Origin of the sequence: Devosia sp. 63-57 (assembly GCF_001899045.1) — a bacterium.
Lineage (GTDB): Bacteria > Pseudomonadota > Alphaproteobacteria > Rhizobiales > Devosiaceae > Devosia > Devosia equisanguinis.
In genome coordinates, this window is record NZ_MKUY01000005.1 from 1,964,896 (window position 1) to 1,991,470 (window position 26,575).

The window sequence follows — 26,575 nt, forward strand, 5'->3', positions numbered from 1 at the left end:
TGCGGTGTCCAGACCCGCCTATTCGGCGGTGTCCAGACCCGCCTATTCGGCGGTGTCCGACCAGCCGACAATGTCGTAGAGATAGAGGTAGTAGAGGTCCTCGGCCAATTCGTAGCAATAGGTCACTTCGCTGTCGCTGGGAGAGTAGTAGGCATTGGCCTCACCGCATTGCGCGGCGCGGAAGGTGACGGGGCCGGGGAGTACGTAATTGCTCATCACCAGTTCGGCCGCATGCTCCATGATGCCGCGCGCCTTGAGCTCCTCGGCGAACATCTCATAGTCGCCGGCATCCTCGTAAATGACCTCGATCGGCGCGCCTTCGTCCTTGTCCACCGCATGAGGCGCCAGCAGGGTTTCCCACGATGTGGCCGCCTGCTCGTAGGTATAAGAACAGGCTTCCTGCTGGTCAGTGTCCATCTCGTAATTGTCGGCGGTTTCCCCGAAGGCGTCAGGGTCCTTGCCCACCATCAGGCACACCATGTTGTAAGCGCGCTGAATGTCGAGGCTGTGGTCGGTATAGTAGGAAAAATCCTCGAGGCTCGACCCCGTGGAATTGACCGCGTTGAAGTACCAACCATCGGCGCTGTCGACGAGGGCGTTGTAGCTGTCCTCGTCGCTGTCGTCGGTCAGGAGCCAGATGGTGGCGAGCGTATCCACCGCATCCTCTTCCTTGCCCAGCACCGGCAGCCCCAGCTCGCCCACCAGCATGTGTCCGATCTCGTGATACATGGTAAAGGCAGCGTCGTGCATGGCGAAGTCCATGGCCTGTGCCAGAATTTCGTCATCGCTCTCCTGTGCGTAGGCGCCCCCCGCCAACCCGCACACGCAAATCGTCGCCGCCAATGCTGCACGCAGTGCCGTCATGATGTCCCCCGGGGCCCTCGTCCCCACAAAACTAGATTTCGCCGGACTTTTCCTTGCCCGCGCCGGTCGGTCGCGTCACCGGAGCCGCCGGTTCGGGCAGTTCGTCGACATAGAGCTGCATGTAGTCCTGCATCAGCTCGTAGCAGAAGATGATCTCAACCGTGTCGGCGTAGTAGAAGGCATTGGCCTCGCCACAGCGCCGCGCATTGAAGCGCACCGGGCGAGGAATATTGTAGCTCTGGCGGATTTCCTCGGCCACCTGGTCGAAGATACCGCTCGAGCGGAAGGCGTCGGCCGCCAGCTTCAGCTTGCCGCCGGCATCGTGATAGGTCACCGTCACCTGCGCACCATCGCCGGATTTGCTGCTGCCCGGCTTGAGCAGGCCGCGCAGGCTGCGGTCGATCAGGCTATAGTCGAGATCGCAGGTGTCCTGTCGGTCGCGGTCGAGCGCATATTGGTTGGCGATGGGCCGGAAGGCATTCTGGTCGCTGCCCACCATCAGGCACACGATCTGGTAGGCGCGCTGCTTGTCGAGACTATGCGCGGCGGCATAATCGCTTTCGACCCCACCGCTGTCATAGGCCACGCCCGACAGCATCCAGCCCTGCGCCGCATCGGCCAGCACCTGGTCGGTGTCCGAGGTCCGCTTGTTGAGCAAGACCCAGGTGGCGAGATTGTCCGCCGCATCTTCTTCCTTGCCCAAAACTGGCAATTGCAGCTGATGCACCAGAAGGTGTGCCACCTCGTGATAGAGCACGAAAAGGCTGTTGTTACGGGCAAAACGGACTGTGTCGGCGCGCTGTTGCTTGTTCAGCCCCGACATGTCCTGCGCTATCGCCGGGGCAGCAAGGGGAGCCAGAAGCGCCAGAACCAAAAGTAAGATAACGCGACGCATTCGGGGCCATCCAGCCGAAACTGCCCCCAGCAAACGGCAAGTGCCGCGCGCTGTCAATGTCAGACGCATCCCGGTCAAACCGCTTTCGGTGACCAGCCCTTCTCAGCCAGCTCGAAGCCCGAGAATTCAAAACCCGGTGCCACCGTACAGCCCACCAGCGTCCAGGCGCCCAGCGAGCGGGCGGACTGCCAGCCCAGATGCGGCACCAACACCTGCGGCCGCTCCCCCTTGCCGAGGTCGGGACCCAGAATATGCTCGTCAATGCCGACGCCGCCCGAAATCGACAGCGCAATCGGCGCCCCGGCATACCAGTGCCAGACCTCGACCGCATCGACCCGGTGCCATTGTGACACCTCGCCCTCTTCCAGCAGATAATAGATGCAGGTGGAGCGCGCTCGCCCGTCGACGCTTTCGGCGTCCTTGAAAGTCTGCACGAACCAGCCGCCCTCAGGATGGCGTTCCATCCCAAGAGTGGCAATGATGTCCTTGGCCGTCATCTCGCTCATGCCCGTTCCGCCTCTTCGAGTTCGGCGCTCAGCGCCAGCCAGCTTTCTTCGGTCTGCTCCAGATCGGTGGCAAAGCGCGCCTTGTCCTTGCCCAGCGTGATCAGCCGATCCGCCGGGCCGTTATAGACCTTGGGGTCGGCCAACTGCGCCTCGATCTTTTCGATTTCCTTGGCCAGCCGCGACATCTTGGTCTCGGCGTCCTTGATCGAGGCCTTGAGCGGGGCCAGTTCGGCGCGGCGCGCCGCTGCCTCCTGCTTGGTCAGCTTGCGCTCGGCCCGGGCCTCCGATGGGCCGCCCTTGCTGTCCCGGTCCTTGGACGAGGTGATGTTGCGCTGATAGCTGTCGAGATCCTCGTCCAGTTCGCGAATGGTCCCGTTCTCGGCGATCCACAGCGTGTCGCAGGTGGCTTCGATCAGGTGCCGGTCGTGGGAGATGATCAGCACCGCGCCCTGATATTCGTTGAGCGCATAGACCAGCGCATCGCGGCTATCGATGTCGAGATGGTTGGTCGGCTCGTCGAGGATCATCATTGAGGGCCCGGCGAAGGTGATGAGCCCCATCAATAGCCGCGCCCGCTCGCCACCCGACAGGTTCTGGGCCTTGGTGTCCATGCGGCTGGTGGTCAGCCCCATTTGTGCCAGCCGGCTCCGGCGCTTTGCCTCGTTGTCGAGCGGCATCAGCGCCGTGACATGCTCCAGCGGCGTTTGCTCGGGCTTGAGCTTGTCCATCTGGTGCTGGGCGAAATGAGCGATCTCAAGCTTTTTGTTGATCTTGAGCGCACCATCGAGCACCGGGATGTCGCCGGCCAGCAGCTTGGCGAAGGTGGACTTGCCATTGCCATTGACGCCGATCAGCGCGATGCGGGCATCCGGGTCGATGCGCTGGGTGACATTGCGCAGGATCACCTTGTCGCCATAGCCGGTCGACACTTTGTCGAGCGTGATCATCGGCGTCGGCAGGTCCACCTTGGGCTGCTGGAACTGGAACGGGGCCGCATACTCGTCGAACATCGCCTCGGGGGGCTTCAGCTTTTCGATCATCTTGACGCGCGCCTGGGCCTGCTTGGCCTTGGTGGCCTTGGCCTTGAAGCGGTCGACGAATTTCTGCAGATGCGCGATCTGCTCCAGCGTCTTTTCGCGGCTCTTGTTGTTGAGCTCCATCTGCATGCGACGGGTCTGCTCGAACGTGTCGTAATTGCCCTTGTAGAAGGTCAATTTGCGATGCTCGAGATGCACGATCGAATTGACCGCCTTGTTCAGCAGGTCACGATCGTGGCTGATGAGGAAAACTGTGTAAGGGTAGGTGGCAAGGTATTTTTCCAGCCACAGCGTGCCTTCAAGATCGAGATAGTTGGTCGGCTCGTCGAGCAGCAGCAGGTCCGGCTGGCTGAACAGTACCGCCGCCAGGGCGACGCGCATGCGCCAGCCACCCGAAAGTTCGCGCGTCGGCGCGTTCTGCCGGTCCTGCTCGAAGCCCAGGCCCTTGAGAATGGACGAGGCCCGCGCCTCGGCGGTATGGGCGTCGATATCGGCCAGCCGCGTATAGATTTCCCCGATCCGGTCGGGGTCGGTAGCGGTCTCGGCTTCGACCATCAGCGCCGTGCGTTCCTTGTCGGCGGACAGCACCACGTCGAGCACCGTCTCGTCGCCAGCAGGAGCTTCCTGCGCCACGGCCCCGATGCGTGCCTTCTTGTTGACCTCGATCGAACCCGAATCCGCGCCGATATGACCCTGGATCAGGTGAAACAGCGTGGTCTTGCCGGTGCCGTTCTTGCCGACGAAGCCGGCTTTGACATTGTCGGGCAACACAAGATTGGCGTCTTCAAGCAGCACGCGACCCTGAATGCGATAGGTGAGATTATTGATGGTCAGCATGGCAGTGGCTCAATCCGCTGGCGTCGACCCCGCGCGCGCCGGATGGGGCAGGGGACGCATGAAACTCTTGCCGCACGACTTAGGGGCTCGCTGCAGATAAGGCAACCGCGCGTCACGCCGAGGACGCTTTTGGGCGCATCCATCTCCACGCTTTCCGCGTTTGGGTGTCGACCCCATTGTCCGGAGAAATTCTCATGCTTTCCAACCGCTTCGCCGCTCTTGCCCTTGTCGCCACCGTGCTGACCATGCCTGCATTGGCCGAAGATAAGACCAAGGACGCGCCCGCTGTCCCCTCCGCCGAGCAGACGCTCCGCCTCAAGGACCTCGATGCAACCCGCATCAACCCCAATCAGATTACCATCGAATTCGAGTATGATGGCGGCGCCTGCGAGCAGGTCGGACCTGCCGAAGTCGGTGAACTGGTCGATGGCACGCTGTCGGTGACCTTCCCGACCATCTCGACCGCTGAAGTCTGCACCATGCAGGTGGTGGAGATCGAAGTCGAACAGACCATCCAGGCCGAACACATCGTCTCCAAGGTTGACGTGACGCTCAACGCGCCTGACGGCAAGACCATCGCCAGCGGCACCACCGATGTCGATCACGACTAAGCCATTCCGCAGCACCCAAAAGCCTGCTCCGTTCAAATCTGCGGGGCCAGGCCTTCTTGCGATCACCGTCATTACACAACCTTAAGCATGCTGTGGCAGAAACGGAGGCGATGCGGCCCTGGATCGGCCGCACCGGCGTCACCTGTCCCGGCGGCCCGGCACCCGCGAGATTTGTCACATGTTCGCCGCGACCCTTCCCATCCTGGTCAACATTTTCGTGGCCGGGATGTTCGTCGCCAGCTTCCTTACCATCGCCCAGCTCAATCCCGGCTTTGCCAATATTCGTTGGATCGCACTGAGCTATGCATTCGGCCTGCTGACGCCGCTGGCAGAACTGCTCTTGCCCCTTTCCCCTTGGCCCGCGCCGTTCATGATCGTCAGCTATGGGGGCATGCTGATCGGCCTTGTGCTGATGGCCCCGGCACTGTCGCTGCTTTATAGCCGCCAGCCTTATTGGGGATGGGCCTTCGGCATCATCGCCTCCGGCATTGCCCTACGCGTCCTGATCTGGGGCGGACAGCGCAATGAGTTCTGGTACGAGCTGCTCTATCAGCTGCCCTACGCAGCGGCCGCCTTCTTATGCGCTGCGACCATACTCCGCCATGGTCGCAAGACTGGCCTCGACACCGCAGCCGCTTCGCTTTTTGCCGTCATCGGCGTGCATTTCCTCCTCAAGCCTCCGGCTGCCGTCTATTTCGGCTCCGGCGCCTCCGCTCTCGACTATTCCAAAACCACCTATGCGCTCATCTCTCAGGCCAGCTCTGGTGTTCTGCTAATCGGTGCGGGGTTGCTGGTGCTGGTGAATGCGCTGCAAATGGTGGTCCTGCGGGACCGCAACGACGCTATGTCAGACCCTCTGACCGGCCTGTTGAACCGACGCGGCCTGCATGCGGCCTTCCAGAAATTGACCGCTCAACGCAGTGGGCTGAGTGCCACCATCGCCATTCTCGACATCGATCATTTCAAGGCGATCAACGATGCCTTCGGCCATGCCATCGGCGATGAAGTCCTGCGCAGCGTGGCTGAGTGCCTTGAGGGCAACCGGCCGGCCAATGCCACGATTGCCAGGATCGGCGGCGAGGAATTCGTGCTGTTGACGCCCTGGCAGGAGGAAAGTCTGGCGCGACTGGCCTGCGAAAGCCTGCGCATGGCCGTGCGACAGCTTTCCCTGCGGAAAGTCGACAGTGTCGCCGTCAGCATCGGCTTTACCCCTGTGGCGCCCGGGGAGGACCTGTCGCAGGCCCTGGCCCGCGCAGATCGGGCCCTTTATGCCGCCAAGGCGAGCGGACGCGACCGCTGCGTCTTCGAACCCTTGGATGGGTCGCTCCAGTCCGGCCGGGCCACGTTGCGCCTGGTGCAGTGACCGGGGCACAGTCTGCGCGCCCCGTCTTGCGTCCGACACAAGTGACCGCTAAAAGGCCCCACCTTTCCCAAGCAAGAACTAGGACTGACCGCCATGGCAATCGAACGCACCTTCTCCATCATCAAGCCCGATGCCGTCCGCCGCAACCTGATCGGCAAGATCCTCACCAAGTTCGAGGAAGCTGGCCTGACTCCGATCGCCCTCAAGAAGATCCACATGACCCGCGCCCAGGCCGAAGGCTTTTACGCGGTCCACAAGGAACGCCCCTTCTTCGGTGAACTCGTTGAGCAGATGATTGCTTCGCCGGTCGTGGTCCAGGTCCTGGAAGGCGAAGGCGCCATCCTCAAGAACCGCGAAATCATGGGCGCCACCAACCCGGCCAACGCGGCCGAAGGTACCATCCGCAAGGAATTCGCTCTGTCCGTCGGCGAAAACTCCGTGCACGGTTCGGATGCTCCCGAAACCGCCGCTGAAGAAATCAAGTTCTTCTTCAGCGATGACGAACTCGTCGGCTAATATCCGGCAAAGAAACAAACTTGGTTGTCACCCCGGCACCGGCCGGGGCCTATCCTGAGATCGGGCCGCCCGCCGGGCGGCCTTTTTGCTTGTTCGTGCTATAGTACCGAACGTTGACCGGTCCGCCGCCATGATGGCCAGGACCCCATTGATGGAACACCCCATTATTGTCGGAGCTTCCCGCATTGCGCCGGGGCACGGCACCCATGGTGTATCCCGCTCCGAAAGAACAACATTGTCACTGCCTGAAACCATTTCCCCCCCGATCGCCCGTGCCCTCCAGGCCAAGGGCTATGAAACCCTGACCCCGGTCCAGTCGGCCGTCATCGAAGACAACACGGCCGGCCGCGACCTGCTGGTCTCCGCCCAGACCGGCTCGGGCAAGACCGTCGCCTTCGGCATGGCCATCGCCCCCACGCTGCTTGGCGACGACCGCATCCTGCCGCCGCCCGGTGCGCCGCTGGCGCTGGTCATTGCCCCGACGCGCGAACTGGCCATGCAGGTGCAGCGCGAGCTGACCTGGCTCTATGCCGAAACCGGGGCCCAGACCGCCCAGGGCGTTGGCGGCATGGATCAGCGCACCGAGCGCCGCGCCCTTGAACGCGGTGCCCATATCGTGGTCGGCACCCCCGGCCGCCTGCGCGATCACATTACACGGGGCGCACTCGACATGTCGGCCCTGCGGGCTGTCGTGCTCGACGAAGCCGACGAAATGCTTGATCTCGGCTTCCGCGAAGATCTCGAATTCATCCTCGCCGCCGCACCGGAAGATCGCCGCACCCTGCTTTTCTCCGCCACCGTGCCCAAGCAGATTGCCGAACTGGCCAAGACCTTCCAGAAAAATGCCCTGCGCATTACCGCCGCAAGCTCCGGCGAGCAGCATGCCGACATCGAGTACAAGCTCATGTCCGTGCCGGCCGCCGAACGTGAGAATGCGGTCATCAACACTTTGCTCTGGTACGACAGCACCAATACCATCGTCTTCGCCTCCACCCGCGAAGCGGTGAAGCATCTCTCGGCGCGCCTGCACAATCGCGGCTTCGAGGTCGTGACCCTCTCCGGCGAACTGAGCCAGGCCGAGCGCACCAGCGCCCTGCAATCCATGCGCGATGGCCGCGCACGCATCTGCGTCGCCACCGACGTGGCCGCGCGCGGCATCGACCTGCCCAATCTCGATCTCGTCATCCACGCTGACCTGCCGATGAATGCCGAGACCCTGCTGCATCGTTCGGGCCGCACCGGCCGGGCAGGGCGCAAGGGCACCTGCGTCGTCATCGCCCCGGCCCACCGCAAGCGCGTCGCGCTTTCGATCCTGCGTACCGCTAAGATCGAAGCCGAATTGATTGTCCCGCCCTCGGCCGAGGCCATTGACGCGCGCTATCGCGAATCCATCCTCGCCAGCCCGCTCCTGACCGAGCCGGTCACCGATGACGAGCAGCCCAGCGTCGCCAGCCTGATCGAAAAGTGGCCGGCCGAGGCTTTGGCAGCCGCCTATCTGCGCATGCAGCTTGCGGCGCGCCCGGTGCCCGAAGAGGTCACGGCCATCGCCGAAGACACCGGTGATCGCACGCCGCGCTCGCGCGATGCCTTTGTCGGCGGCTCCTGGTTCAAGGTGTCTATTGGCCGCAAGCAGCGCGCCGAACCGCGCTGGTTGCTGCCGATGATCTGCAAGGCCGGTGGGGTCACCAAATCTGCGGTCGGTTCCATCCGCATCTTCGACACCGAAACCCATTTTGAGGTCGCGGCCGACAAGGTGGACTCTTTCCTCCGCTCGGTCGGCAAGAACGGGACCGGTGAGAAGGGCGTCTATATTTCCGCAATCGACGGGCCCGGCGAGCGTCCTGATCGTCAGGAACGCCCACAGTCCAAGCGCCGTCCGCCCGGCCCGCCGGAAAAATACGATCCAAGCAAGCCGCGCCCGGAAAGGGCCGACCGCAAGGAACGCTATCCCAAGCCGAAGTCCGACGACTTCGACACCTTTATGGAAACGCCCCGCCCGGTTCGCGAGGCCAAGCCAGCCAGGGCGGAAAAGCCCTTCGTCGCCAAGGACAAGCCGGTCTCCAAGGACAAGGGCAAGCCGCAATGGTCCAAGCCAGCGGCCGAAGGCGAGGCCCGCCCGCCCAAGAAAAAGACCGCCAAGCCCAAAGACCACAAAAAGCCCCGCGCCGCCGACTGATCGACACATACAAACGCCCTGCCTCATTAAGGCAGGGCGTTTGCTTTTGTTTGATCGCTAAACCTCTTCCGGCACCTTGCCAGCCATGGCAATGGCCTCGATCAGCTCGTCGATCTCAGGCCCGTGGCGGTCGGTCACCGCATCGATCCCGTCGGTCCAGCGTGAGAATCGCTTGAGCAGTGGCACGAAGGCGGCGATGTCTTCGGGTGACCAGGTGCCGAGAAAGTCTCCCAGGATCAGGTATTTGTAGGCGCGGACCGCATCGACCACGGCCTCACCCTGCGCCGTGAGTTCGATAATGGTACGCCGCGCATCGGCTTGGCTCACCGCCCGCCGCGCAAAACCGCGATCCACCATCTCGCTGACAAGCCGGCTGGCGCGCGAGGGGTCGATAGCAAGCCGATCGGCCACCGTCCCCACCATGGTTTCCCCCTGGCTATCACCGAATTCGGGGGCGGGCCCGGCAATCGCCGACAGTACGTCCAATTGCGCCAGGTCGATGTCGATCTTGAGATCGATCAGCGCCCGGTTGCCCAATTCCCGCTTCATCGCCCGGCGGCGCCAATGCTGCAGCATGCCATCGATATCCATGACCGCTGCGGTCGTCTCGGCAGTGACGCCGGCACGCTGGAGCAGGGCATTGATTTCGGTTTTGGTGCTCAAAGGCATGGAAGCCCTCTTTAAATTGCATGTCGCCAACAATTGCATGCTATTGACATGTAATTGCTGAGGGCACATGTATGCCCCCACATTAGAATATGCAAGGGCCGACGCCGGACGCCGACCCTCTGTTTTTGAGGATTGCCCCAATGTCTCAACCCACGCAACCGGCCGCCGAGCCGCAGGATCAGTCCGTGCGGCTGGTTATCGGCGCCGTCGCGGTCACGCTGCTCCTGGCCTCGCTCGGCCAGACCATCGTCTCCACTGCACTCCCCACCATTGTCGGCCAGTTGGGCGGGCTTGATCACCTCACCTGGGTGGTGATCGCCTATCTCCTGAGCTCCACCGTCGTCGCCCCGATCTATGGCAAACTCGGCGACCTCTATGGCCGCAAGATCGTGCTGCAGGCGGCCATCGTCATCTTCCTTATTGGCGCCGTGCTCTCGGCAATGGCGACATCAATGACCTTCCTCATCATTGCTCGTGCCATACAAGGCCTCGGCGGCGGCGGCCTTATGGTCGTGGCCATGACCGTGGTTGCCGACATCATCCCACCGCGCCAGCGCGGCAAGATCCAGGGCCTGTTCGGGGCCGTCTTCGGCGTGGCGACGGTGATCGGGCCGCTGGCCGGCGGCTTCATCGTCGAGCATCTGTCCTGGCAGTGGATTTTTCTCATCAACCTGCCATTGGGGCTGTTGGCGCTGGCCGTGATCGGCTTCGCGCTCAAGCCCCGCGCCGAACGGGTGAAGCACTCCATCGACTATGCCGGCTTCGTGCTGCTTTCGGGTGGCCTCACCGCCTTCGTGCTCGCCACGTCGCTGGGAGGCAATACCTGGCCCTGGTTCTCGGTCGAGATCATCGGCCTCATCGTCCTGGCCGTGGTGGCGCTCGGCGCTTTCCTCTGGGTCGAATCCCGCGCCGCCGAGCCCGTGCTGCCGCTGACCCTGTTCCGCAACAACACCTTTGCCGTCACCAGCGCCGTCGGCTTCCTGGTCGGCATGGCCATGTTCGGCTCCATCACCTTCCTGCCCATGTATCTGCAGCTCGCCAAGGGCATTTCGCCGACCGATTCCGCGCTGCAACTGGTGCCGATGATGGTGGGGCTGATCGGTGCCTCCATGGCCTCGGGCTTCATCATGACCCGCACCGGCCGATACAAACTCTTGCCGACCATAGCCACGGCGGTGCTCACCCTTGGCCTGCTGCTGCTTGCCAATATGCAGCTCGATACGCCGTCCTGGCAGGTCGCGCTCTACATGTTCCTGGTGGGTGCGGGCATCGGTCCGGTCAACAGCGTCAGCGTCACTGCTACGCAAAATGCCGTAGCCCGCGAGATCGTGGGTGCCGCAACGGCCGGCGCGACTCTGTTCCGCCAGATCGGCGGCTCCATCGGTGTCTCGATCTTCGGCGCCATCTTCACCACAGGCCTCGCGTCACGCCTCGGCGATATCATGCCGGCCGGCCACGGCGGCGGCACCTCCAGCTTCAGTGCCCAGGCCGTTGCGGCCCTGCCTGAACCCGTCCGCACCATGGTGCTCGAAGCTTTTGCCAGCGCCCTGCATCCGGTGTTCTTCACCGCAGCCGGCGCCTCTATCCTCGCCTTCGGCCTCAGCTTCCTGCTCGAAGAACGCACCCTGGCCAACACCCTTCGTCAGGAGCCCAAGGCCGAGATCGACGCAGAAGAATCCGCCACCGCCGCCATGGTTGGCGCACCCGTCAGCGCCGCCGCCCGCTGAAACGCCTTCTCCTCCCCCTGTCTCAGGGGGAGGCCGGGTGGGGGCCTCTACCTACTTCCGCCCCTTCGGCGCCGCCGGATTTGCTTGCGTCACCGAACTCGCCAAGCCATCCAGCGTCCCGCCGCTTAGCCCCAGTTCGCTCATCAGTGCATCGATAAGCGGCGCCTGGCTGCGATAGCGCAACGCCGCGGCAACGGCCTGATCGGCGAGGCCACCACTGCCCGGGCCACCGGCGCCGTCGCCACCGCCCGCAGCATTGCCGCCCGCGCCGTTCAGCCCATCGACATGCAGGATCTTGATACCGTCGATATTCTGCATCGGCTTGACGCTCTCGGCGATGATCTGCGGCAGTGCCTCGATCAGCTTGATCCGAACCTGCATGGCGATCTGCTCGGGGCTCAGCGTATTGCTGGCCTCGTTGATATTGCGCTTGCCTTCCGCCTCGACCTGATAGGTCGCCGCTAGCGCTTCCGCCTTGAGCTTTTCGGCTTCCGCCTGACCGGAGGCGCGCAATTTTGCCTGCTCGGCATCGGCCTGTGCCGCAATGCGCAGGGCCTCGGCGCGGTCGGAAGCCACGGCTTTTTCGGCCTCAGCCGCCACGGTCACCGAAATCGCCTGCTGCTCGGCTGCCTTGCGCGCCTCGATCAGCTGAATGGCCTTTTCGCGCTCGGCCACGGCGGTCTGGCGGGCCGTGCTCACCTCTTCGGCGGCCTTGGCGGCAACGGCGCGCGCCTCGTCGGCTGCAGCATCGGCCTGAGACTTTTCCTTGCTCTTGATCGAAACGGCGATATCGCGCGCCTGTTCCGCCAGCGCGATCTGCTTGGCCTTTTCCACCGCTGCTGCTTCCACCGCCAGGGCCGTGGCGATCTCGCGCTCCTTCACCACCTGCTCGGCGGCGATATCGGCCTGGCGCACCTGCTGCGCGGCGCGGATGCGGGCCTCTTCCGCCTCGCGCTCGCGCTCCGACTGCTGCTGCTTGATCAATGCGGATTGCTCGGCCAGCCGGATCTGGATTTCGCGCTCCTGCTCGAGCCGGGCAAATTCCTTGTCGCGGGCGATCTGGTACTTTTGCGCTTCCGCCTCGAGGTTCTTGCGCTCGATCAGCACCTGCGTTTCCTGCTCGATATCGTTGCGGGTCTTGCGCCGCTCCTCGATCGCCTGCGTCAGCTTGGTCAGGCCCTCGGCGTCGAAGGCATTGTCGGGGTTGAAGAATTCGCGATTGGTTTGGTCGAGCCCGGTCAGCGACACCGATTCCAGTTCCAACCCGTTCTTGAGAATGTCTTCCGAAACCGCTGCCTGCACCTTCTGCACGAAGTTCACCCGCTGTTCGTGCAACTCCTCCATCGCCATTTCGGCGGCCACTGCGCGCAGCGCGTCGACGAATTTGCCTTCTACCAGTTCCTTGAGCGCTGCCGGCTCCATGGTGCGCCGGCCCAGCGTCTGGGCGGCATTGGCGATGGATTCCACCACCGGCTGCACCCGCACATAGAATTCGGCCTGCACATCGACGCGCATGCGGTCCTTGGTGATCAGTGCCTGGTCTGCCGCGCGCCGCACTTCCAGGCGCAGCGTGTTCATATTGACCGGGATCTGTTCATGCAGCACGGGAAACACCAGCGCGCCGCCATTCATGATCACCTTCTGCCCGCCAAAACCGGTGCGCACAAAGCTCACTTCCTTGGAGGACCGGCGATAGAGCCGCGAAAAGATCAGGCCGATGGCGAACAGTGCCACCAGGATCACAGCGATCGTGATCAGGATGTCGTAGATGGGCTGGGACATGGCGGGTAACTCCTGGTTTTGGGTCACGGCGTCGAATGAGGTTTGCCCGCCATCCTCGAGCGGCGGCTGGGGCAGGGCGGTGGTGGCATCGGGCGGCTGGATCGTGTCACCCGCCGGCTTGGTCTTGACCTTGTCGACCATCAGTCCACCGGCTTTAGCCGGGTGATGACACGGAAAATGCTGCCTTCCTGGCGCACGATCACCACTTCGGAGCCTTCCGGCAAGGTCTGGTCGACATCCTGCGGCTCCACCAGCACATAATGGGTTTTACCGTGAATATCGGTGAGCTTGGCTTCCGCCGGCCTCCCGATGCTGGCTGAGCCACGAAACACGGTGGCAACCCGACCGATGAATTCGGTGGTGCTGACCGCATCGGTTTCTTCCTTGGGCACAATGCGCGCCAGCGCATGCCCGATGTGGTGGGTCGCAACCAGGCCGGCGGCCGCCGCAGGCAGGCTGGCGATCCAGGGATTGAGCGTGAAGTCGAACAGCCGGCGCAGCACTTCCTGCTCGGCAAAGCCAATCAACCCAAAACTGGTCAGAAAGACGATCAGCACCACCAGCGCCGGCAGGCGGCCGAATGAAATCCAGCTCAGGAATTCGCTGAGAGGACCGAGCTCGAAATCGGGAGAGTCGGCGTCGAGATCCGGCAGGCTGTTGTCCACCGCAGCGCCAGGGCTGATGCCGATCACCAGGCCGGCGAGTTCGACCGCCGCCAGGGCCAAAGTCAGCCCCAGCGCCACCGCAAAGGGCGCGGTATCGCCGGCAAAAAACTCCATGCTTTCCCTCCCGAGAGGCAGGTCCTGGCCGGGGTAACCGGGCGGGCCGGTCACACTATCGGGCCAGCGCGCGCCTGGGGTCAAGCATTTGTGAAGCTGGCAGGCCCTAGTGGACGGCATCGGCAAGCTCATTCCACAAGGAAAATTCCCAATTTCGATCAAATGCTTATGCAAGTGCGTCGAATCATTTTGCCAAGCCTTTGACTCATCGCATGAGGCCATTTCGTTCCGTCTTCGGACGCTCCCGACTTTGGCGAAATTGTGAATGGCGAAAATCCCGCCTTCGCGTAGGCTTATGCGTGAACCTGCCGATTTGCGTCGCGGCCCTCATTGCGGAGAAGACAAGCGTGCCCTTGCGTTGGCAGGAAGTGGCTCTGCCACTCATGACGATCACGATGCTGATCATCCTCAAATACATTCCGGCGACGGCCCATTTACCGCTGTCGCGCGCTGCCGGCGTCGTAGCCTTTGGCTATGCGGCCTTCCTCGCGCTCCGCCTGGTACAGTCCGAGGACGGCATCATGGTCGAAGGCGGTTGGGCCGAATTGCGCCCCTCGCTGGTCGAATATTTCGCCTGCTATGGCTCGGCCGCTCTCGCCGCCATCCTGCTCTTCGCCGTCATCGTCATGGGCAGCGCGGCTGATACCACCCAGCTTGTGGCAACCTATATCGCAGTCCTGTTCCTTGCCGCCGGTTCGGTGGGGATCGGCGTCGCCGGCCTTTTCACTCAAACCCGCTGGGATAATCGTCAGGTGCGCCACCGCTCTGCTGCCGGGCGTGAAACCACCATCGACTGGTCCGATGTCCGCGCCGTTCGCCCCAATTGGCGCGGCATCACCATTTCAGGCACCACCGGCCGCATCACCTTCTCCCAGTTCCACGGCGGCGCCTCCCAACTCGCCAAGCACGCCGCCACCCGCGCCAAGCGTAACGCTGAGACCGCGACCAAGGCCTTCGCGGCCTCGTGATGGGTCTGGCCCCCACCTGTCCTTCCCCTGGAGAAGCGGGATGAGAAGAGGCGGGGCGCAAACTTGGCAGCATGCTCGATCGGTCCCTCCCCCTTCTTCAGGGGGAGGTTAGGTGGGGGTATTTCCCAGCCCCATCACCCCGCTTTGTCCCTTCCATCACCACAATCCGTTTGCCGCCATGGCCAGCCTCATCTAGCGTTCTTCCATGAACGCCCCAGCCCCCGCCCGCACCATCCGCTCCGTCTGTCCGCATGACTGTCCATCGGTCTGCGCGCTCGATGTCGATATTCTCCCCGATAACAGCATCGGTCGGGTGCGCGGCGCCAAGGACGATCCTTACACCGCCGGCGTCATCTGCGAAAAAGTCGCCCGCTATGCCGAGCGTATCCACCACCCAGACCGCCTGATGCACCCCATGCGCCGGGTTGGTCGCAAAGGGGCAGGGCAGTGGCAGGCCATTTCCTGGGAGGAGGCGCTGGACGAGATCGCCGCCCGCTTCCTCTCGGTGGAAGCCGAGCATGGGCCCGAGTCCGTCTGGCCCTATTTCTATGCCGGAACCATGGGCCATGTGCATCGCGACGGCATTGAGCGCCTGCGCGCCGTGCGTGGCTATTCCCACCAATACGACACGATCTGCATCGGCCTTTCCTGGCCTGGCTACATTGCCGGCACCGGCCTGCTCGGTGGCGTCAATCCCGAGCAGATGGCCGAGAGTGACTGCGTCGTCATCTGGGGCACCAATGCGGTGCATACCCAGGTCAATGTCATGACTCACGCCATGCGCGGCCGAAAACAGCGCGGTGCGAAAATCGTGGTCATCGACATCTATCGCAACGCGACCATGGAACAGGCCGATATGGGCCTCGTCCTCCGCCCGGGCACCGATGGCGCGCTTGCGGTGGCGGTCATGCATGTGCTGCTGCGCGATGGCCTCGCCGATCGTGAATATATGGCCAAATTCACCGACTTCGGCCCCGATTTTGAATCACATCTTGAAACCCGCACGCCGGAATGGGCGGCGGAAATCACCGGCCTCACCGTCGCGGAAATCGAGGCCTTTGCCCATCTCGTCGGCAAGACACCAAAAACCTTCTTCCGCCTCGGCTACGGCTTTTCGCGCCAGCGCAACGGTTCCACCGCCGTTCACGCCGCCCTGTGCATTCCGGCCATGACCGGCGCCTGGCAGCATCGCGGCGGCGGCGCCTTCCATTCCAATTCCGGCACCTGGCAATTGGATAAATCGCGCGTCGAAGGCACGCATCTGCAAAAGGGCAATCCGCGGGTGCTCGACATGTCCGAAATCGGCCCGATTCTCACCGGCGACGCCAAGGCGCTGCAGGGCGGCAAGCCGGTCCACGCCATGATCGTGCAAAACACCAATCCTGCTGTCGTGGCCCCCAATCAGCGCCTGGTGCGCGAAGGCCTCTTGCGCGAGGACCTGTTCCTCGTCGTGCATGAGCAGTTCATGACCGAAACGGCTGAACTGGCCGATATTGTGCTTCCGGCCACCATGTTCCTAGAGCACAACGACTACTACACCCGTGGCGGTCACACCCGCGTGCTTTATGGCCCCAAAGTGGTCGATGCGCCGGGCGATACCCGCTCCAACCACGAGGTCATCAACGCCATCGCTCTGCGGCTGGGCAGCGACGATCCGAGTTTTCATGTTTCCGATCGCGACGTCGTGGCTGACACCTTCGCGCGCTCGAACTATCCGGCTCTCGAAGAGGTTGAAAAGACCGGCTATATCGACCGCGAGCGTCCCGACGATATCGCCCGTTTCGCCCATGGTTTCGGCTGGCCCGATCGCCGCTTCCGTTTCGAGCCTGATTGGCAGGAAGTGGCCGACAAGAAGGGATATCGCTGGTCCTGCGATCCCGCCGATATGCCGCGCTTTGCCGACCATTGGGCGGTGAACGAGCCGACTGATGCCGAGCACCCCTTCAAGCTCGCCACCTCTCCGGCCCGCGCCTTCCTCAACTCATCCTTCAACCAGACCCCAGGCAGCCTCAAGCGCGAGGGCGAACCGTCGGTTTTCATCCATCCAGAAGACGCTGCTCGTCTCGATATCGCCGAAGGCGATGCCGTGCTGGTCGGCAATCGCCGCGGTGAAGTTGAACTCACCGCCCGTATCCACACCGGCCTCTGCACCGGCGTGCTCATCGCAGAGGGTCTGCATCGCAACAAGGCGCACCGGCGCGGCCAGGGCATCAACACCCTCACCAATTCCGACCCCGCGCCCCCCTTCGGCGGCGCCGCATTCCACGATGCGGCGGTGTGGGTGCGAAAAGTCTGAAACGCTCGACGTCCCCTTGCCCAACCACCGGCCGTCACCTCGGGTCAAGCCCGGGGGTGACGATCGAGCAATAGGCGGATCACTTAGGCAAAATACGCCGACCAGAAGAAGTACGCAGTCATCCCGATGCCGTAGACGATGACGCCCACGCGGATCCAGTTGCGCGGTATGTACTGGGCCAGCCGCGCCGCGACATAGCCGCCAATGGTCACGCCCACCAGCGCAATCGAGCCGTGATACCAGTCGATGCGGCTGTTGAAGGCGAAGCGCACCACGGCCACCAGTGCCACGATGGACGACACATAGAGCTTCAACCCGTTCATGGCGTGAATGTCGGTCATGCCGGCCAGCGCCAGAAAGGCCAGCAGCAGAATGCCCAGCCCGGCATTGAAGAACCCGCCATAGACACAGACAGCCGCCAGCAGCGCCAGCAACAGCGCTGCACCAACCATTTGCATGCCCTTCGCGCCGCTATTACGCGCCTTGACCGCGGCATTGATCTGGTTGCCGAAGATGAACAGGGTCACCGCAAACGCCATCAACCACGGCACCACCTTGGAAAACTGCTCTTCCGAGACCACCAGCAGCAATTCGGCGCCCAGATAGCCGAACACGGCAGCGATGATGCCGTACAGGATCAGCTTGTCCTTGTGCGGCGCCATTGCCTTCCAATAGCCCACGGCGCCGCTGGCATAGCCGGGCAGGGCGGCATAGGTATTGGATGCATTGGCCAGGATTGGCGGCACGCCTGAGAACAAAAGCGCCGGAAACACGATGAACGAGCCGCCGCCGGCGAGCGAATTGACTGCGCCGCCCAAAAGACCGGCCACCAGCAGCAGAATTTCTGTCATTCATCAGCCCTCTTGCCTCTCTTCCTCCTAACCTCAACTTCGGCAATGTCCCAACACAATTGTCTGATCGGGCCATCACCGCGATTGATTGGCCCACTCTTGACTTCTGCCTGGCTCAAGAGCATCTAAACCATGGTTGCTGGCGCCTGCCGCCCGCGGATCGTGTGATCCATGGTGAAGTCCAGCCTCGTTTGTGACCCCTTCGGTTCTTCCTCCCAGGGCGCATCATGGCAATGCGGGCTCCCATGTAGAAAGTCGCCTCCCCTCGGAGAGACCGATCATGTCTTATTCACTCGATACCCCCTCCGCCCAGACTCTGAAGTCAGAGGCCAAGAGCCTGCGTCAGGATCGTGCCCGCGCCGGGCAGATGCTGACCCATAGCGCGGCCCTTGAAGAGGTGGCGCGCGCCCACGGCTTTCGCGATTGGAACACCGCCCGCGCCGCTTTGCCGGAACGCGTCGCCGTGCCCTTCCAGGTGGGCATGCGCGTCAAGGGCTTTTACCTCGAACAGCCCTTCACCGGCCTCTTGCTCGGCGTGCAACTGGCGCACAACATGCAGAATTACACGCTCACCATTCACTTCGACGAACCGGTGAACGTCACCCCGACCTTCATGTTTGCCGCCCTGCGTCAGCGGGTCGTGACCACCGTGGACATCCATGGCGTCTCGCCCGCCCTGCGCGGCAATGGCCAGCCGCAAATGCGCGTCCTGCGTGCCTAGCGGATGACAACGGACCTCTTCCTTCCCGTCTCCCGGCGGGAAGGAAGCATTGGGCCAATCACCGCGTGCCACACCTTGTCTTTCATCGGCAGCTGCCGATATACCTTGAGGACTGAAACCAAGGATGGCTCGCCATGACGACGCAAACCAAGCCGATCGAGGCCTATTCGCTGCCGACCCCGAACGGACAGAAAGTTCACGTGATGCTCGAAGAGCTGGGCGTGCCGTGGACCTATCATCGCATCGACATTTCCAAGGGCGAGCAGTTCAAGCCCGAATTCCTGGCCATCTCGCCGAACAACAAGATTCCCGCCATCGTCGATCCCGAAGGTCCGGGCGGCGCCCCGATCTCAGTGTTTGAATCCGGCGCCATCCTCAAATATCTCGCCCAGAAGTTCGGCAAATTCTACCCGACCGACGCCCGTGCCCAGGTCAAGGTTGATGAATGGCTGTTCTGGCAGGTGGGTGGCTTCGGTCCCATGTTGGGCCAGAACAACCACTTCTCGGTCTATGCGCCGGAAAAGATTCCTTACGCTATCAAGCGCTATAGCGAGGAAACCCTGCGTCTGTTCAAGGTCCTGGACACCCAGCTCAAGGACAAGGACTTCATCGCCGGCGACATTTCCATTGCCGATTTCGCCGCCATCGGCTGGGCTCAGTCCTGGGAGCGCTATGGCGCCACCAAGGCCGATTATCCCCATGTCCATGCCTGGCTCGATCGCATGGCTGCTCGTCCCGCCACCGTGCGCGGCCTCGAATACGGCAAGGCCTGATCATTTGCAGCACGGTCCGGCCATCCGGACCGTGCGCTACTCCGCCGGCTCCAGCACTTCCTCGGGCGGCACCCGCACCCATTCTTCGCCGCGGCAGATGGTGTTGAACAACACGCAGCCATTGAGCCTGATGCGCTCGCCGCTCAGCAGTTCGACATAGCCCGAATAGGTATTACCGTCCTCGGGGTTATAGATTTCCCCATCGAGGATGTAAGGCTGGCTGCCCGGCCGCAGCGTCAGGATTTGCAGCCCCAGCATGGGCCGGTCGCGCAGGGCAGGGTCCTTGTTGCGAAAGTCGAAGAATTCCTCCGGCCGCATAGCCGCCGCAGCTTCCGCCTCGGCACCGCTCAGCAGTCCCTCTGGCACCACGATGCGCGACAATACCCCGCAATAGCCCGTTTCGCAGGCGCTGATCGTCACCTCCGACCGCAACAACGTGCGCCAGACCCCGACCACGGGATCAGCCATTTGCGCCGACGCGCTGCCAATCGACAGCATAATCGTCCCCACCACCCCCGCAAAAATCTCTTTCACGAGACTGTCTCCCCGCCTGCAAGATTCGGCCACGCCTGGCTCGCTACAGCTTGCACATTTCCACTGCCCGACAAAGTCGGCACGAACGTGGCCGAGATATCGCTGCGACTGGACAGAACTGAACAAAAAGAACGCCCGGCACGAGGCCGGGCGTATCTTCAGAACCTTGGTGACAGCACGATCAGTGCTTGTGCTCGGGCATCTGCTCAAGCTGATCCTTGGTCCAGGCGGTCACCGCATGAACGTCGCCGTTCTCGTCGCGCATGAAGTCCAGATCGCTCAGCGGCACGGCGACCGGCTTGGCACCGATGCCAAGAAAACCGCCCACATCGATGATGACGGAGTCCATTCCATGCACGTGGTCGACCTTGCCGACCTTGTGGTCGTCGGCGCCGTAAACGGAAGCGCCTTCAAGGATGGACGGGGTGAGTTCGGCAGGGCTCAGACGAACATGGTTTACATGATCCATTTGGTATTCTCCTCGTGGTTGTAAGACCTTAACCCCAGCACTGCCTGAAGGTTCCGCGGTCAAATTTCGGTCAGCCGAGGGAACGAAACGGGCTGTCGGTGCGCGCCTTGTCAGTGTTGTGAGACCATCGCCGACACTCACCCAGGTGCTGCTGGTGGACGTCGCAATCTACGCCCTACAACTGCTTCTCAGCCGGGCCTGGCTCTCCCACTTCCGCTACGGCCCCCTGGAATGGCTGCTCCGCGCCATCACCAATCTCTCTTTGCCCCGCAACCATCGGCAATAATCCGAGCAAACGCTGCGCCGCTGTTGAGCAGATACGAACTGCCTCAACAGCGCCCCGCCCCCAAATAACCGCGATCGCGCCCTGACCCAAGAGACGCTATTCTGCCCAGGAATAGGTTGCTAGCCCTTAGCTCCTTCGAGAGCTTGCTGCCCTCCTATTTCGCCCATCGCTTACGGAGCGCCAGCTCTCCAAAAAGGTCAATCTATTGACATCCCTTGAAAATAAATCCGTTTGTCACATGTATTAATAGGAACATATGATGAATTTCTTGATCGGTTGCTGAAATCTGGCAAGTATGTGCTCCAGCGTGAAGGGGAGCGGGATGACTAATAGGGTACATATCGACGCGCCTGCTGGCGTCGTTGAAATAGAGGGCGAAAAGGAATTTGTGGAGGGGCTCTTAGCGAAGCTGTTTCCTCTTTTGGAAGATGCAGGGTTCGGAAGCCGCCCGCCCAACGGAACGTCTGTGCAAATCGACAGCGCACCGGGAGAGGCCGAGGATGGGGCAGCGGAACCAACGTTAAAGCCCAAGGCCAAGAGGCGAAGAGTTAGCGCGCCACCAAAGGGTCAATCTTGCGCCGCCAGGATTTTGACTCTCAGGGACGAAGGGTTCTTCAAAGATCACCGGTCAAGCACGGAGATCGTTGAAGGCCTAAAGTCCAAAGGTTGGACACATGCCCCCAACCAAGTTGGTGCTGCTTTGACACAAATGTTTGCACGGGGCGACATCCAGCGCACCAAGGAAGGCAACGGGGCATGGAAGTATTTTTGGGACAGGGGCTGATCTTTGAGTCTCCCCAACCTCAAGGACACGCTCCACAGAATCCCGGCCGGACTTCGCGACCCACTGATCGAAGAATTCGAGCAGGCGCTTGACGAATACCGTGCCGCAGATTGGGAGAAGGTCGGACTAAAGGCGGGAAAGTTCTGCGAAATCGCATATTGCGTGTGCGCTGGGCACGCGACCAGCATCTATGCACCTACCCCGTCGAAGCCGAGTAACTTCCCGCAAGCCTGTCGTAACTTAGAGCAACACAACGGAACGAAAGGCAAGTCACTGTGTATGCAAGTTCCCAAGGTGCTTGCAGCGCTTTATGAACTGCGGAACAATCGAGCAATCGGACACGTGTCCGCTGAGGTAAGCCCTAACCACATGGATGCGGAGTTTTTTCTTCGCGGTATGAAGTGGGTGATGGGTGAATTAGTCCGCAACTACTCTCAGCTCCCGCTCGCAGATTCTTATTCCGTGGTCGAGGCAGTCACCGCTCGAACTTTCCATATGGTGTGGTCGAGCGGCGATGTTCGAAGAGTGCTCGAGCCAGCGAAGACGTCAGGTCAAAAGGTGCTCATTCTGCTTTACGCCGAAAGCAAGCCGGTACGCGTAGCGCAATTGCAAGCATGGGTAGAATATAAAAATGGAACTGATTTTAAACGCAAGGTTTTGAAGGACCTCCATACGAGGGCGTTGGTCCATTTTGACGAGAAGGCGGCCACAGTTCAAATTTTGCCGACAGGTCAGGCGCATGTGGAGAAATCTGGTCTTCTCGTTGCGAGGTGACCAAGATGCAGCTGATCAAACTGCGGGCCGGGTACAACGGAACAATCAGCAATGTCAGGGAAAGTGGCGGAGAGGAAGGGATTAAAACGTGTTCCTCTGCTATTGCCTCAAGAAGCCTGATATGTCCCGGTTTTTCTAGCATTTCTGACGATCCCGCGCCGTCGATAGAACTATCCAATTCTCGCTAGACCCCACTCAATCACCCCTATACAGTGGGGAAAGGAGTGGGGAAACGACATGCGCGCAAGCCAGATCAATAAGCTTTCGGCCCGTAAGGTTGAGACGGTTCGAGACGCCGGCAGACATAGCGATGGCGGGGGGCTCTACCTCAATGTCAGCCCTGGTGGCACGAAGTCATGGGTCTTCATGTACGCTTGGCAGGGGCGCCGCGTAGAGATCGGGCTGGGAAGTCTCCGCGATATGCCGCTCGCTACGGCCCGCCAGAAGGCGCAGGAGTACCGCGAAGGGCTGGCGCTAGGCATTGACCCCAAAGCCGCTAAGCGGGCCGCTGCTGCCGTCTCCAGCGCCGTTTCATTTGGTGAGGTGGCCGAAGGCTTCATCAAGGACAATGAGAACGGATGGCGCAACCCCAAGCATGTCGATCAATGGCGATACACCTTGAGCGTTCGTCGCGATGACAAGGGCCAGTTCCTGCCCAATGATGGCTATTGCGTCTCTATCCGCAACAAGAAGCCTGATGAGATCGGCACCGAGGACATTCTGCAGATCCTCAAACCGATCTGGCATGAGAAGCCAGAAACAGCCCGCCGTGTGCAGGGTCGCATTGAGCGAGTGCTAGACGCCGCCAAGGCCCGAAACCTTCGCACAGGTGAGAACCCTGCCCGGTGGAAAGGCCATCTCGACAAGTTGCTGGCCAAGAAGAGCAAGGCCGCGGTGAAGCACCATGCGGCTATGCCCTATGCCGAAGTCGGCACCTTCCTCGAAAAGCTCTGGCTCAATCCGTCATCGTCCAACATGGCGCTGGCTTTCACCATCCTAACCGCCACCCGGAGCGGCGAAAGCATGGGCGCCCGCTGGCCGGAGTTCGACCTTAAAGCCAAGATATGGACCATCCCACCGGAGCGCATGAAGGCGCGGAAGCAGCATGTCGTTCCGTTGTCGCCATCAGCGCTGCAGATCCTCGACATCATGGCAGAGAAGCGGCGCCCCGGCTTCGACTTCGTGTTTCCCGGCTCACAGGGCAAGTCTGGCCGGTTGAGTGTGATGGCGCTGGCGATGTCGATGCGCCGGCATAAGGCTGGGGACTACACCCCCCACGGCTTCCGCTCCGCATTCCGTGATTGGGCAGGTGATGAAACGACATTCGACCGGGCCGACATCGAGCAATGCTTAGCCCATACTGTCGGCAACGAGGTGGAGAAGGCCTATCGGCGCGGCAACGCTCTGGAGAAGCGCCGCATCATCATGACTGCGTGGGATGACTTCCTGTCGGGCCGCGAGGTGGAGAACGTCACTCCGATTCATCGTCGGGCGGGGGCGTCAACTCGCCGCTGAGATACTTGCGCAAGAGTTGCACGGAGCGCGAACCATCTGGCAACGCAGAGGGAGAAGAAATCCTGCGCAGGTTTCGGTGAAAACCTTCTTCCACCAGAAGCTTGTAGGCCTCCTCCTTTGCTTCCTCTATTGCCTCCTGCATCTCATGGCCTTGCATTCCTCTTCGCTCAGCCACAGACTCGAGACTGGCGACTAGCGCATCAAGAATAGTCTGTACGTTGTCAGCCAGCTTTGCCGGGGCGGGTTCGGTGAAACGAATGCCGACGCCGCCTATGGGCGATGGCTCGCCATCTGCAATGAATGAGACCCCAGCCTCTTCTAGCGCCTTGCGGACACTCGCGATCGTCGCCTCTTGGGCGTTTGCCGTCCCCTCTACCCCTTCAAGCCGCTTTACGGTGCCAAGAGAGACTCCCGCCCTTTGCGCGAGTTCTCCCTGTTCCATTCTGGTGACCGCTCTTGCAGCTCGTATCTGCTCCGGCGTGATGCTCATAGTACTAATGGTCTCTCGCTAATGCTCTAAAGGTCGCACAGGTATTGACAAGGGTCAAGAAGTGTGAGATGTATAGCCCTATCACAACGAACCTGGAGTGCAAAGCTCGATGAGCGAAACCTACCGCAGCATGAAGGAGATCACCGCCAAGCGCGGCATTTCCGAGAAGACCGTATACGCCTGGATCAAGAAGGGGATTTTCCCCAAGGGCGAAAAGGTTGGCCCGAAGGCCGTCCGCTGGAAGGATTCAGTGGTCGAAGAAGCGTTTGCCAACATGGCAGGAGGGAACACGCAGTGACTGACTTCACTTACCTGACGAAGGAATATTTCGCCGCCCACACACTGGAGCAGAACATCGCATGGCTTGACACTCTTGTGACCGTGTCAAATGCCATCGAAATCAAGGTCCCGGGTGATCGTGATCAGCAAGAGCGCGTCGATAGCGCCGTCCGTATCTGCTCCAAGAAGATTCACCTCATTGCGGACGACGCGGATGTTCGCATTCCGGCAGATCTGGACGAGGCCCGAGACCGCCTCGCCATCCTCGCAATCCGTGCCCAGTACTCACGAGACATGACGAATATCCACCGCCTTATCGAACTGGTCGAAGCGGCGGAATAGTGCCGGGCGGCACCGCCGCCCCTCCCCCCAACATCAAAGGAGAATTTGAACATGTCCACCGACATGACCGGCGAAGCTGTGGCCGCCGAAATCACTACCCGCGAAGCTCTGCACGAGGGCTTTCAGCACATGCATCTCGTCCTTGGTGTATTCGAGATGAACCTCGAACGCGCTGCCATGTTCCGCTACCAGAAAGCGGAGGAATATCCAGAAGATGGCCGCAATCTCGAAGCCGCGAACCTTCTTGATCGTCTCGCCAAGGAGTTCCCCAAGCTCCCAGGAAAGGATTTCACCGTCCCGTTTGCGTTTGCTCAAGGTGTCGATGGCCTCCGGGAATCCGAAATCATTCACGAATACCTTAGCCGCGTCGGCTTCGACCACTTCCCCGCCGACGCAGGCGAGCTTGTCCGCGACCTAACGGCCCGCCTTGTGGGAGAAGACGCATGACCAACAAAGAAGTCTATGCCGAGCTCGAACGCGTCTCGTCCCTGTTGTCGGCCATCGATGCCCTGTGGCCGAAGGGGGCACCGATGGACACCGCCACCACTATGGCGGGGCTTGCGCTGCAGGCCGGCGAGATCCTGTCTATTGTCATGAACGACATGGATCTGGGTGTCCCGGAAATGCCCGAGATGGTGTCCATGCGGGAACGCCCGAACTGATGGAAGCGGCAATCGACTTTGACGCTGCAAAGCTGGAGGGCGCGAACGCGGTATCTCGCGCCCGCCAGTTCAAAGACCCCGATCAAGCGGAAGCGTTTGCGGCCATCATCGGGCGCATCGAGCAGGCGGAAAAATCCCCGCCTGTTCCCTCTGGCGTTCGCGCCGAACTAATGGCGTTCTGCGGCAATGCAGCGAGCGTGGAGCTGTTCCTTGCAGGGTTGTATCTGCAAGTGAAGTACATGGGCGAAAGCATAGCCACATCAACATTTTCCCTGTTCCCCGGATTGGGGATGGAGTTCGAAAAGTGCTCTGCCGTCACAGATGCCACCCACGAGGCCTTACAGGCGTCGATCCTGGCTTCTCACATGGATCGGCCTATCACGGCTGACTTCCTCGCGGCAACTGCACACGCTGCTTTTGAGGCCCGACTGCTGGCACTCATGGAGGCGTCCGGCGCGGAAGGTGGCACTGCTTGACCTACCAAGCCAACCCCAGCCGTCGCGAGTGGATGACGGCAGACGGCGGCTTTCTGCCTCTTAGGCTGGGGATGCTCCTATCCCCGGCCTATCAGGCCCGCACGAGGCCGCTAGCGCTGATATTGGAGCGTCTGGAGATCGAACACCTTCGCCACGGCGGCAAGCACAATGGCGGGCTCTGCGTGTCGTATCGGCAATTCGAGGAATATGGCGTGTCCCGCCGCACCATTCGCCCTTCCCTGTCACTGGGGGAAGCGCTGGGGCTGATGCAGGTTATCCAGATTCAGGAAGTGGCCGGCGATATCCGGCCCGAGAACATGTATCGGCTTACCTACGTTCCCGAGCGGGACAAGAAGGCCCCTACCGACGAATGGCGATATGTGACCGCCGATCAAATCGCCAAGGCAGTGGAAGAGTTCAGGGCGCGCACCACCACGAAGAAGGGCCAGACCGAGGCCGAAACCGACTTCAAGGCAGCATGAGGAAAATCATGTTCCCAGTGCCATTTCCTACAATCCCCCGGTGCCACTTCCTGCATGTGAATGGCCTCCATCGGTGCCACTTCCTGCAAGCTCTCGGTGCCATTTGGGATA

30 protein-coding genes are annotated in these 26,575 nt (G+C 61.5%); 19 read left to right on the forward strand and 11 right to left on the reverse strand.

Features of this window, described 5'->3' with window-relative positions; translation table 11 throughout:
- Window positions 1-42: 42 nt before the first annotated feature.
- From BGO80_RS17650 to BGO80_RS17665, 4 genes are all read right to left on the reverse strand, one after another.
- Entirely contained in the window at window positions 43-864 is an 822-nt protein-coding gene (locus BGO80_RS17650; protein ID WP_126151284.1) for a DUF4344 domain-containing metallopeptidase, read from the reverse strand.
- Window positions 865-895: 31 nt separating this feature from the next.
- Window positions 896-1,759 (reverse strand): DUF4344 domain-containing metallopeptidase, encoded by an 864-nt coding sequence (locus BGO80_RS17655; RefSeq protein WP_286722697.1) that lies wholly within the window; start codon window positions 1,757-1,759, stop codon window positions 896-898.
- Window positions 1,760-1,833: 74 nt separating this feature from the next.
- On the reverse strand, window positions 1,834-2,256 hold the full coding sequence (locus tag BGO80_RS17660) for a cupin domain-containing protein (RefSeq protein WP_286723078.1): 423 nt from the start codon (window positions 2,254-2,256) through the stop codon (window positions 1,834-1,836).
- A 5-nt stretch (window positions 2,257-2,261) separates the two neighbouring features.
- Window positions 2,262-4,139 (reverse strand): ABC-F family ATP-binding cassette domain-containing protein, encoded by a 1,878-nt coding sequence (locus BGO80_RS17665; RefSeq protein WP_286722699.1) that lies wholly within the window; start codon window positions 4,137-4,139, stop codon window positions 2,262-2,264.
- A gap of 194 nt (window positions 4,140-4,333) precedes the next feature.
- Between BGO80_RS17665 and BGO80_RS17670 the strand changes: the two genes are divergently transcribed.
- From BGO80_RS17670 to BGO80_RS17685, 4 genes are all read left to right on the forward strand, one after another.
- Window positions 4,334-4,750 carry a hypothetical protein gene (locus BGO80_RS17670; protein WP_286722701.1) on the forward strand — a complete coding sequence of 139 codons (417 nt, stop codon included), beginning with the start codon at window positions 4,334-4,336 and terminating at the stop codon, window positions 4,748-4,750.
- Window positions 4,751-4,928: 178 nt separating this feature from the next.
- Window positions 4,929-6,113, forward strand: coding sequence for a GGDEF domain-containing protein (locus BGO80_RS17675; protein WP_286722702.1), 1,185 nt, complete (start codon window positions 4,929-4,931; stop codon window positions 6,111-6,113).
- 93 nt (window positions 6,114-6,206) lie between these two features.
- On the forward strand, window positions 6,207-6,629 hold the full coding sequence (gene ndk, locus BGO80_RS17680; RefSeq protein ID WP_126151290.1) for a nucleoside-diphosphate kinase: 423 nt from the start codon (window positions 6,207-6,209) through the stop codon (window positions 6,627-6,629).
- Between the two features lie 235 nt (window positions 6,630-6,864).
- The gene (locus tag BGO80_RS17685) at window positions 6,865-8,805 is read left to right on the forward strand and encodes a DEAD/DEAH box helicase (RefSeq protein ID WP_286722705.1); all 1,941 of its coding nucleotides are present in this window, start codon (window positions 6,865-6,867) and stop codon (window positions 8,803-8,805) included.
- Between the two features lie 57 nt (window positions 8,806-8,862).
- Here BGO80_RS17685 and BGO80_RS17690 read toward each other — a convergent pair whose 3' ends face one another.
- A complete protein-coding gene (locus tag BGO80_RS17690; protein WP_286722707.1) occupies window positions 8,863-9,474 on the reverse strand; it encodes a MarR family winged helix-turn-helix transcriptional regulator in 612 nt (203 codons plus the stop codon).
- A 140-nt stretch (window positions 9,475-9,614) separates the two neighbouring features.
- Between BGO80_RS17690 and BGO80_RS17695 the strand changes: the two genes are divergently transcribed.
- Window positions 9,615-11,201, forward strand: coding sequence for an MDR family MFS transporter (locus BGO80_RS17695; protein ID WP_286722709.1), 1,587 nt, complete (start codon window positions 9,615-9,617; stop codon window positions 11,199-11,201).
- 51 nt (window positions 11,202-11,252) lie between these two features.
- Here the strand turns inward: BGO80_RS17695 and BGO80_RS17700 are convergent, their stop codons facing one another.
- Both BGO80_RS17700 and BGO80_RS17705 read right to left on the reverse strand, forming a co-directional pair.
- A complete protein-coding gene (locus tag BGO80_RS17700) occupies window positions 11,253-13,124 on the reverse strand; it encodes a flotillin family protein (RefSeq protein WP_286722711.1) in 1,872 nt (623 codons plus the stop codon).
- On the reverse strand, window positions 13,124-13,762 hold the full coding sequence (locus tag BGO80_RS17705; protein ID WP_164550418.1) for a YqiJ family protein: 639 nt from the start codon (window positions 13,760-13,762) through the stop codon (window positions 13,124-13,126). The genes BGO80_RS17700 and BGO80_RS17705 overlap by 1 nt, the downstream gene beginning before the upstream one ends.
- 347 nt (window positions 13,763-14,109) lie before the next feature.
- On the opposite strand from BGO80_RS17705, the gene BGO80_RS17710 reads away from it, so the two are divergent.
- Window positions 14,110-14,730: a hypothetical protein gene (locus tag BGO80_RS17710; RefSeq protein WP_126151294.1), complete on the forward strand. Its 621-nt coding sequence runs from the start codon at window positions 14,110-14,112 to the stop codon at window positions 14,728-14,730.
- Between the two features lie 205 nt (window positions 14,731-14,935).
- On the forward strand, window positions 14,936-17,026 hold the full coding sequence (locus BGO80_RS17715) for a molybdopterin-containing oxidoreductase family protein (protein ID WP_286722714.1): 2,091 nt from the start codon (window positions 14,936-14,938) through the stop codon (window positions 17,024-17,026).
- 83 nt (window positions 17,027-17,109) lie between these two features.
- Here BGO80_RS17715 and BGO80_RS17720 read toward each other — a convergent pair whose 3' ends face one another.
- Window positions 17,110-17,877: a sulfite exporter TauE/SafE family protein gene (locus tag BGO80_RS17720; RefSeq protein ID WP_286722716.1), complete on the reverse strand. Its 768-nt coding sequence runs from the start codon at window positions 17,875-17,877 to the stop codon at window positions 17,110-17,112.
- Window positions 17,878-18,157: 280 nt separating this feature from the next.
- On the opposite strand from BGO80_RS17720, the gene BGO80_RS17725 reads away from it, so the two are divergent.
- Window positions 18,158-18,598 carry a glyoxalase superfamily protein gene (locus BGO80_RS17725; protein WP_286722718.1) on the forward strand — a complete coding sequence of 147 codons (441 nt, stop codon included), beginning with the start codon at window positions 18,158-18,160 and terminating at the stop codon, window positions 18,596-18,598.
- Between the two features lie 134 nt (window positions 18,599-18,732).
- On the forward strand, window positions 18,733-19,371 hold the full coding sequence (locus BGO80_RS17730) for a glutathione S-transferase N-terminal domain-containing protein (protein WP_286722719.1): 639 nt from the start codon (window positions 18,733-18,735) through the stop codon (window positions 19,369-19,371).
- A gap of 36 nt (window positions 19,372-19,407) precedes the next feature.
- Here the strand turns inward: BGO80_RS17730 and BGO80_RS17735 are convergent, their stop codons facing one another.
- Together BGO80_RS17735 and BGO80_RS17740 are read right to left on the reverse strand one after the other, a co-directional pair.
- Entirely contained in the window at window positions 19,408-19,905 is a 498-nt protein-coding gene (locus BGO80_RS17735) for a DUF2147 domain-containing protein (RefSeq protein WP_286722721.1), read from the reverse strand.
- Window positions 19,906-20,086: 181 nt separating this feature from the next.
- A complete protein-coding gene (locus tag BGO80_RS17740) occupies window positions 20,087-20,374 on the reverse strand; it encodes a PRC-barrel domain-containing protein (RefSeq protein ID WP_126151299.1) in 288 nt (95 codons plus the stop codon).
- A 145-nt stretch (window positions 20,375-20,519) separates the two neighbouring features.
- On the opposite strand from BGO80_RS17740, the gene BGO80_RS17745 reads away from it, so the two are divergent.
- The 4 genes from BGO80_RS17745 (at window position 20,520) to BGO80_RS17760 (ending at window position 23,733) form a co-directional block, all read left to right on the forward strand.
- Window positions 20,520-20,660, forward strand: coding sequence for a DUF418 domain-containing protein (locus BGO80_RS17745; RefSeq protein WP_286723079.1), 141 nt, complete (start codon window positions 20,520-20,522; stop codon window positions 20,658-20,660).
- A gap of 322 nt (window positions 20,661-20,982) precedes the next feature.
- Window positions 20,983-21,444 carry a hypothetical protein gene (locus BGO80_RS17750; protein ID WP_286722722.1) on the forward strand — a complete coding sequence of 154 codons (462 nt, stop codon included), beginning with the start codon at window positions 20,983-20,985 and terminating at the stop codon, window positions 21,442-21,444.
- Between the two features lie 3 nt (window positions 21,445-21,447).
- Window positions 21,448-22,218, forward strand: a complete 771-nt coding sequence (locus tag BGO80_RS17755) for a hypothetical protein (protein WP_286722724.1) — start codon at window positions 21,448-21,450, stop codon at window positions 22,216-22,218.
- A gap of 237 nt (window positions 22,219-22,455) precedes the next feature.
- Window positions 22,456-23,733: a tyrosine-type recombinase/integrase gene (locus BGO80_RS17760; protein ID WP_286722726.1), complete on the forward strand. Its 1,278-nt coding sequence runs from the start codon at window positions 22,456-22,458 to the stop codon at window positions 23,731-23,733.
- Here the strand turns inward: BGO80_RS17760 and BGO80_RS17765 are convergent.
- On the reverse strand, window positions 23,690-24,223 hold the full coding sequence (locus BGO80_RS17765) for a helix-turn-helix domain-containing protein (protein WP_286722728.1): 534 nt from the start codon (window positions 24,221-24,223) through the stop codon (window positions 23,690-23,692). The genes BGO80_RS17760 and BGO80_RS17765 overlap by 44 nt on opposite strands.
- A 109-nt stretch (window positions 24,224-24,332) precedes the next feature.
- On the opposite strand from BGO80_RS17765, the gene BGO80_RS17770 reads away from it, so the two are divergent.
- The 6 genes from BGO80_RS17770 to BGO80_RS17795 are packed head-to-tail and all read left to right on the forward strand — an operon-like array spanning window position 24,333 to window position 26,464.
- Complete coding sequence (locus tag BGO80_RS17770) at window positions 24,333-24,521, forward strand: helix-turn-helix transcriptional regulator (protein ID WP_286722730.1); 189 nt, start codon at window positions 24,333-24,335, stop codon at window positions 24,519-24,521.
- Window positions 24,518-24,844, forward strand: a complete 327-nt coding sequence (locus BGO80_RS17775) for a hypothetical protein (RefSeq protein WP_286722731.1) — start codon at window positions 24,518-24,520, stop codon at window positions 24,842-24,844. The genes BGO80_RS17770 and BGO80_RS17775 overlap by 4 nt, the downstream gene beginning before the upstream one ends.
- Before the next feature lie 51 nt (window positions 24,845-24,895).
- A complete protein-coding gene (locus BGO80_RS17780; protein ID WP_286722733.1) occupies window positions 24,896-25,291 on the forward strand; it encodes a hypothetical protein in 396 nt (131 codons plus the stop codon).
- Entirely contained in the window at window positions 25,288-25,506 is a 219-nt protein-coding gene (locus tag BGO80_RS17785; RefSeq protein WP_286722735.1) for a hypothetical protein, read from the forward strand. Before BGO80_RS17780 ends, BGO80_RS17785 begins: the two co-directional genes overlap by 4 nt.
- Window positions 25,506-25,982, forward strand: coding sequence for a hypothetical protein (locus BGO80_RS17790; protein WP_286722736.1), 477 nt, complete (start codon window positions 25,506-25,508; stop codon window positions 25,980-25,982). Before BGO80_RS17785 ends, BGO80_RS17790 begins: the two co-directional genes overlap by 1 nt.
- Complete coding sequence (locus BGO80_RS17795; protein WP_286722738.1) at window positions 25,979-26,464, forward strand: hypothetical protein; 486 nt, start codon at window positions 25,979-25,981, stop codon at window positions 26,462-26,464. The genes BGO80_RS17790 and BGO80_RS17795 overlap by 4 nt, the downstream gene beginning before the upstream one ends.
- Window positions 26,465-26,575 lie beyond the last annotated feature (111 nt).

Bases quoted from the DNA above. Each gene is read 5' to 3' on its own strand.
- BGO80_RS17650 (WP_126151284.1), bottom strand. From the start codon at position 864: ATGACGGCACTGCGTGCAGCATTGGCGGCGACGATTTGCGTGTGCGGG.
- BGO80_RS17655 (WP_286722697.1), bottom strand. From the start codon at position 1,759: ATGCGTCGCGTTATCTTACTTTTGGTTCTGGCGCTTCTGGCTCCCCTT.
- BGO80_RS17660 (WP_286723078.1), bottom strand. From the start codon at position 2,256: ATGACGGCCAAGGACATCATTGCCACTCTTGGGATGGAACGCCATCCT.
- BGO80_RS17665 (WP_286722699.1), bottom strand. From the start codon at position 4,139: ATGCTGACCATCAATAATCTCACCTATCGCATTCAGGGTCGCGTGCTG.
- BGO80_RS17670 (WP_286722701.1), top strand. From the start codon at position 4,334: ATGCTTTCCAACCGCTTCGCCGCTCTTGCCCTTGTCGCCACCGTGCTG.
- BGO80_RS17675 (WP_286722702.1), top strand. From the start codon at position 4,929: ATGTTCGCCGCGACCCTTCCCATCCTGGTCAACATTTTCGTGGCCGGG.
- ndk (WP_126151290.1), top strand. From the start codon at position 6,207: ATGGCAATCGAACGCACCTTCTCCATCATCAAGCCCGATGCCGTCCGC.
- BGO80_RS17690 (WP_286722707.1), bottom strand. From the start codon at position 9,474: ATGCCTTTGAGCACCAAAACCGAAATCAATGCCCTGCTCCAGCGTGCC.
- BGO80_RS17695 (WP_286722709.1), top strand. From the start codon at position 9,615: ATGTCTCAACCCACGCAACCGGCCGCCGAGCCGCAGGATCAGTCCGTG.
- BGO80_RS17700 (WP_286722711.1), bottom strand. From the start codon at position 13,124: ATGGTCGACAAGGTCAAGACCAAGCCGGCGGGTGACACGATCCAGCCG.
- BGO80_RS17705 (WP_164550418.1), bottom strand. From the start codon at position 13,762: ATGGAGTTTTTTGCCGGCGATACCGCGCCCTTTGCGGTGGCGCTGGGG.
- BGO80_RS17715 (WP_286722714.1), top strand. From the start codon at position 14,936: ATGAACGCCCCAGCCCCCGCCCGCACCATCCGCTCCGTCTGTCCGCAT.
- BGO80_RS17720 (WP_286722716.1), bottom strand. From the start codon at position 17,877: ATGACAGAAATTCTGCTGCTGGTGGCCGGTCTTTTGGGCGGCGCAGTC.
- BGO80_RS17725 (WP_286722718.1), top strand. From the start codon at position 18,158: ATGTCTTATTCACTCGATACCCCCTCCGCCCAGACTCTGAAGTCAGAG.
- BGO80_RS17730 (WP_286722719.1), top strand. From the start codon at position 18,733: ATGACGACGCAAACCAAGCCGATCGAGGCCTATTCGCTGCCGACCCCG.
- BGO80_RS17740 (WP_126151299.1), bottom strand. From the start codon at position 20,374: ATGGATCATGTAAACCATGTTCGTCTGAGCCCTGCCGAACTCACCCCG.
- BGO80_RS17750 (WP_286722722.1), top strand. From the start codon at position 20,983: ATGACTAATAGGGTACATATCGACGCGCCTGCTGGCGTCGTTGAAATA.
- BGO80_RS17760 (WP_286722726.1), top strand. From the start codon at position 22,456: ATGCGCGCAAGCCAGATCAATAAGCTTTCGGCCCGTAAGGTTGAGACG.
- BGO80_RS17765 (WP_286722728.1), bottom strand. From the start codon at position 24,223: ATGAGCATCACGCCGGAGCAGATACGAGCTGCAAGAGCGGTCACCAGA.
- BGO80_RS17770 (WP_286722730.1), top strand. From the start codon at position 24,333: ATGAGCGAAACCTACCGCAGCATGAAGGAGATCACCGCCAAGCGCGGC.
- BGO80_RS17780 (WP_286722733.1), top strand. From the start codon at position 24,896: ATGTCCACCGACATGACCGGCGAAGCTGTGGCCGCCGAAATCACTACC.
- BGO80_RS17785 (WP_286722735.1), top strand. From the start codon at position 25,288: ATGACCAACAAAGAAGTCTATGCCGAGCTCGAACGCGTCTCGTCCCTG.
- BGO80_RS17790 (WP_286722736.1), top strand. From the start codon at position 25,506: ATGGAAGCGGCAATCGACTTTGACGCTGCAAAGCTGGAGGGCGCGAAC.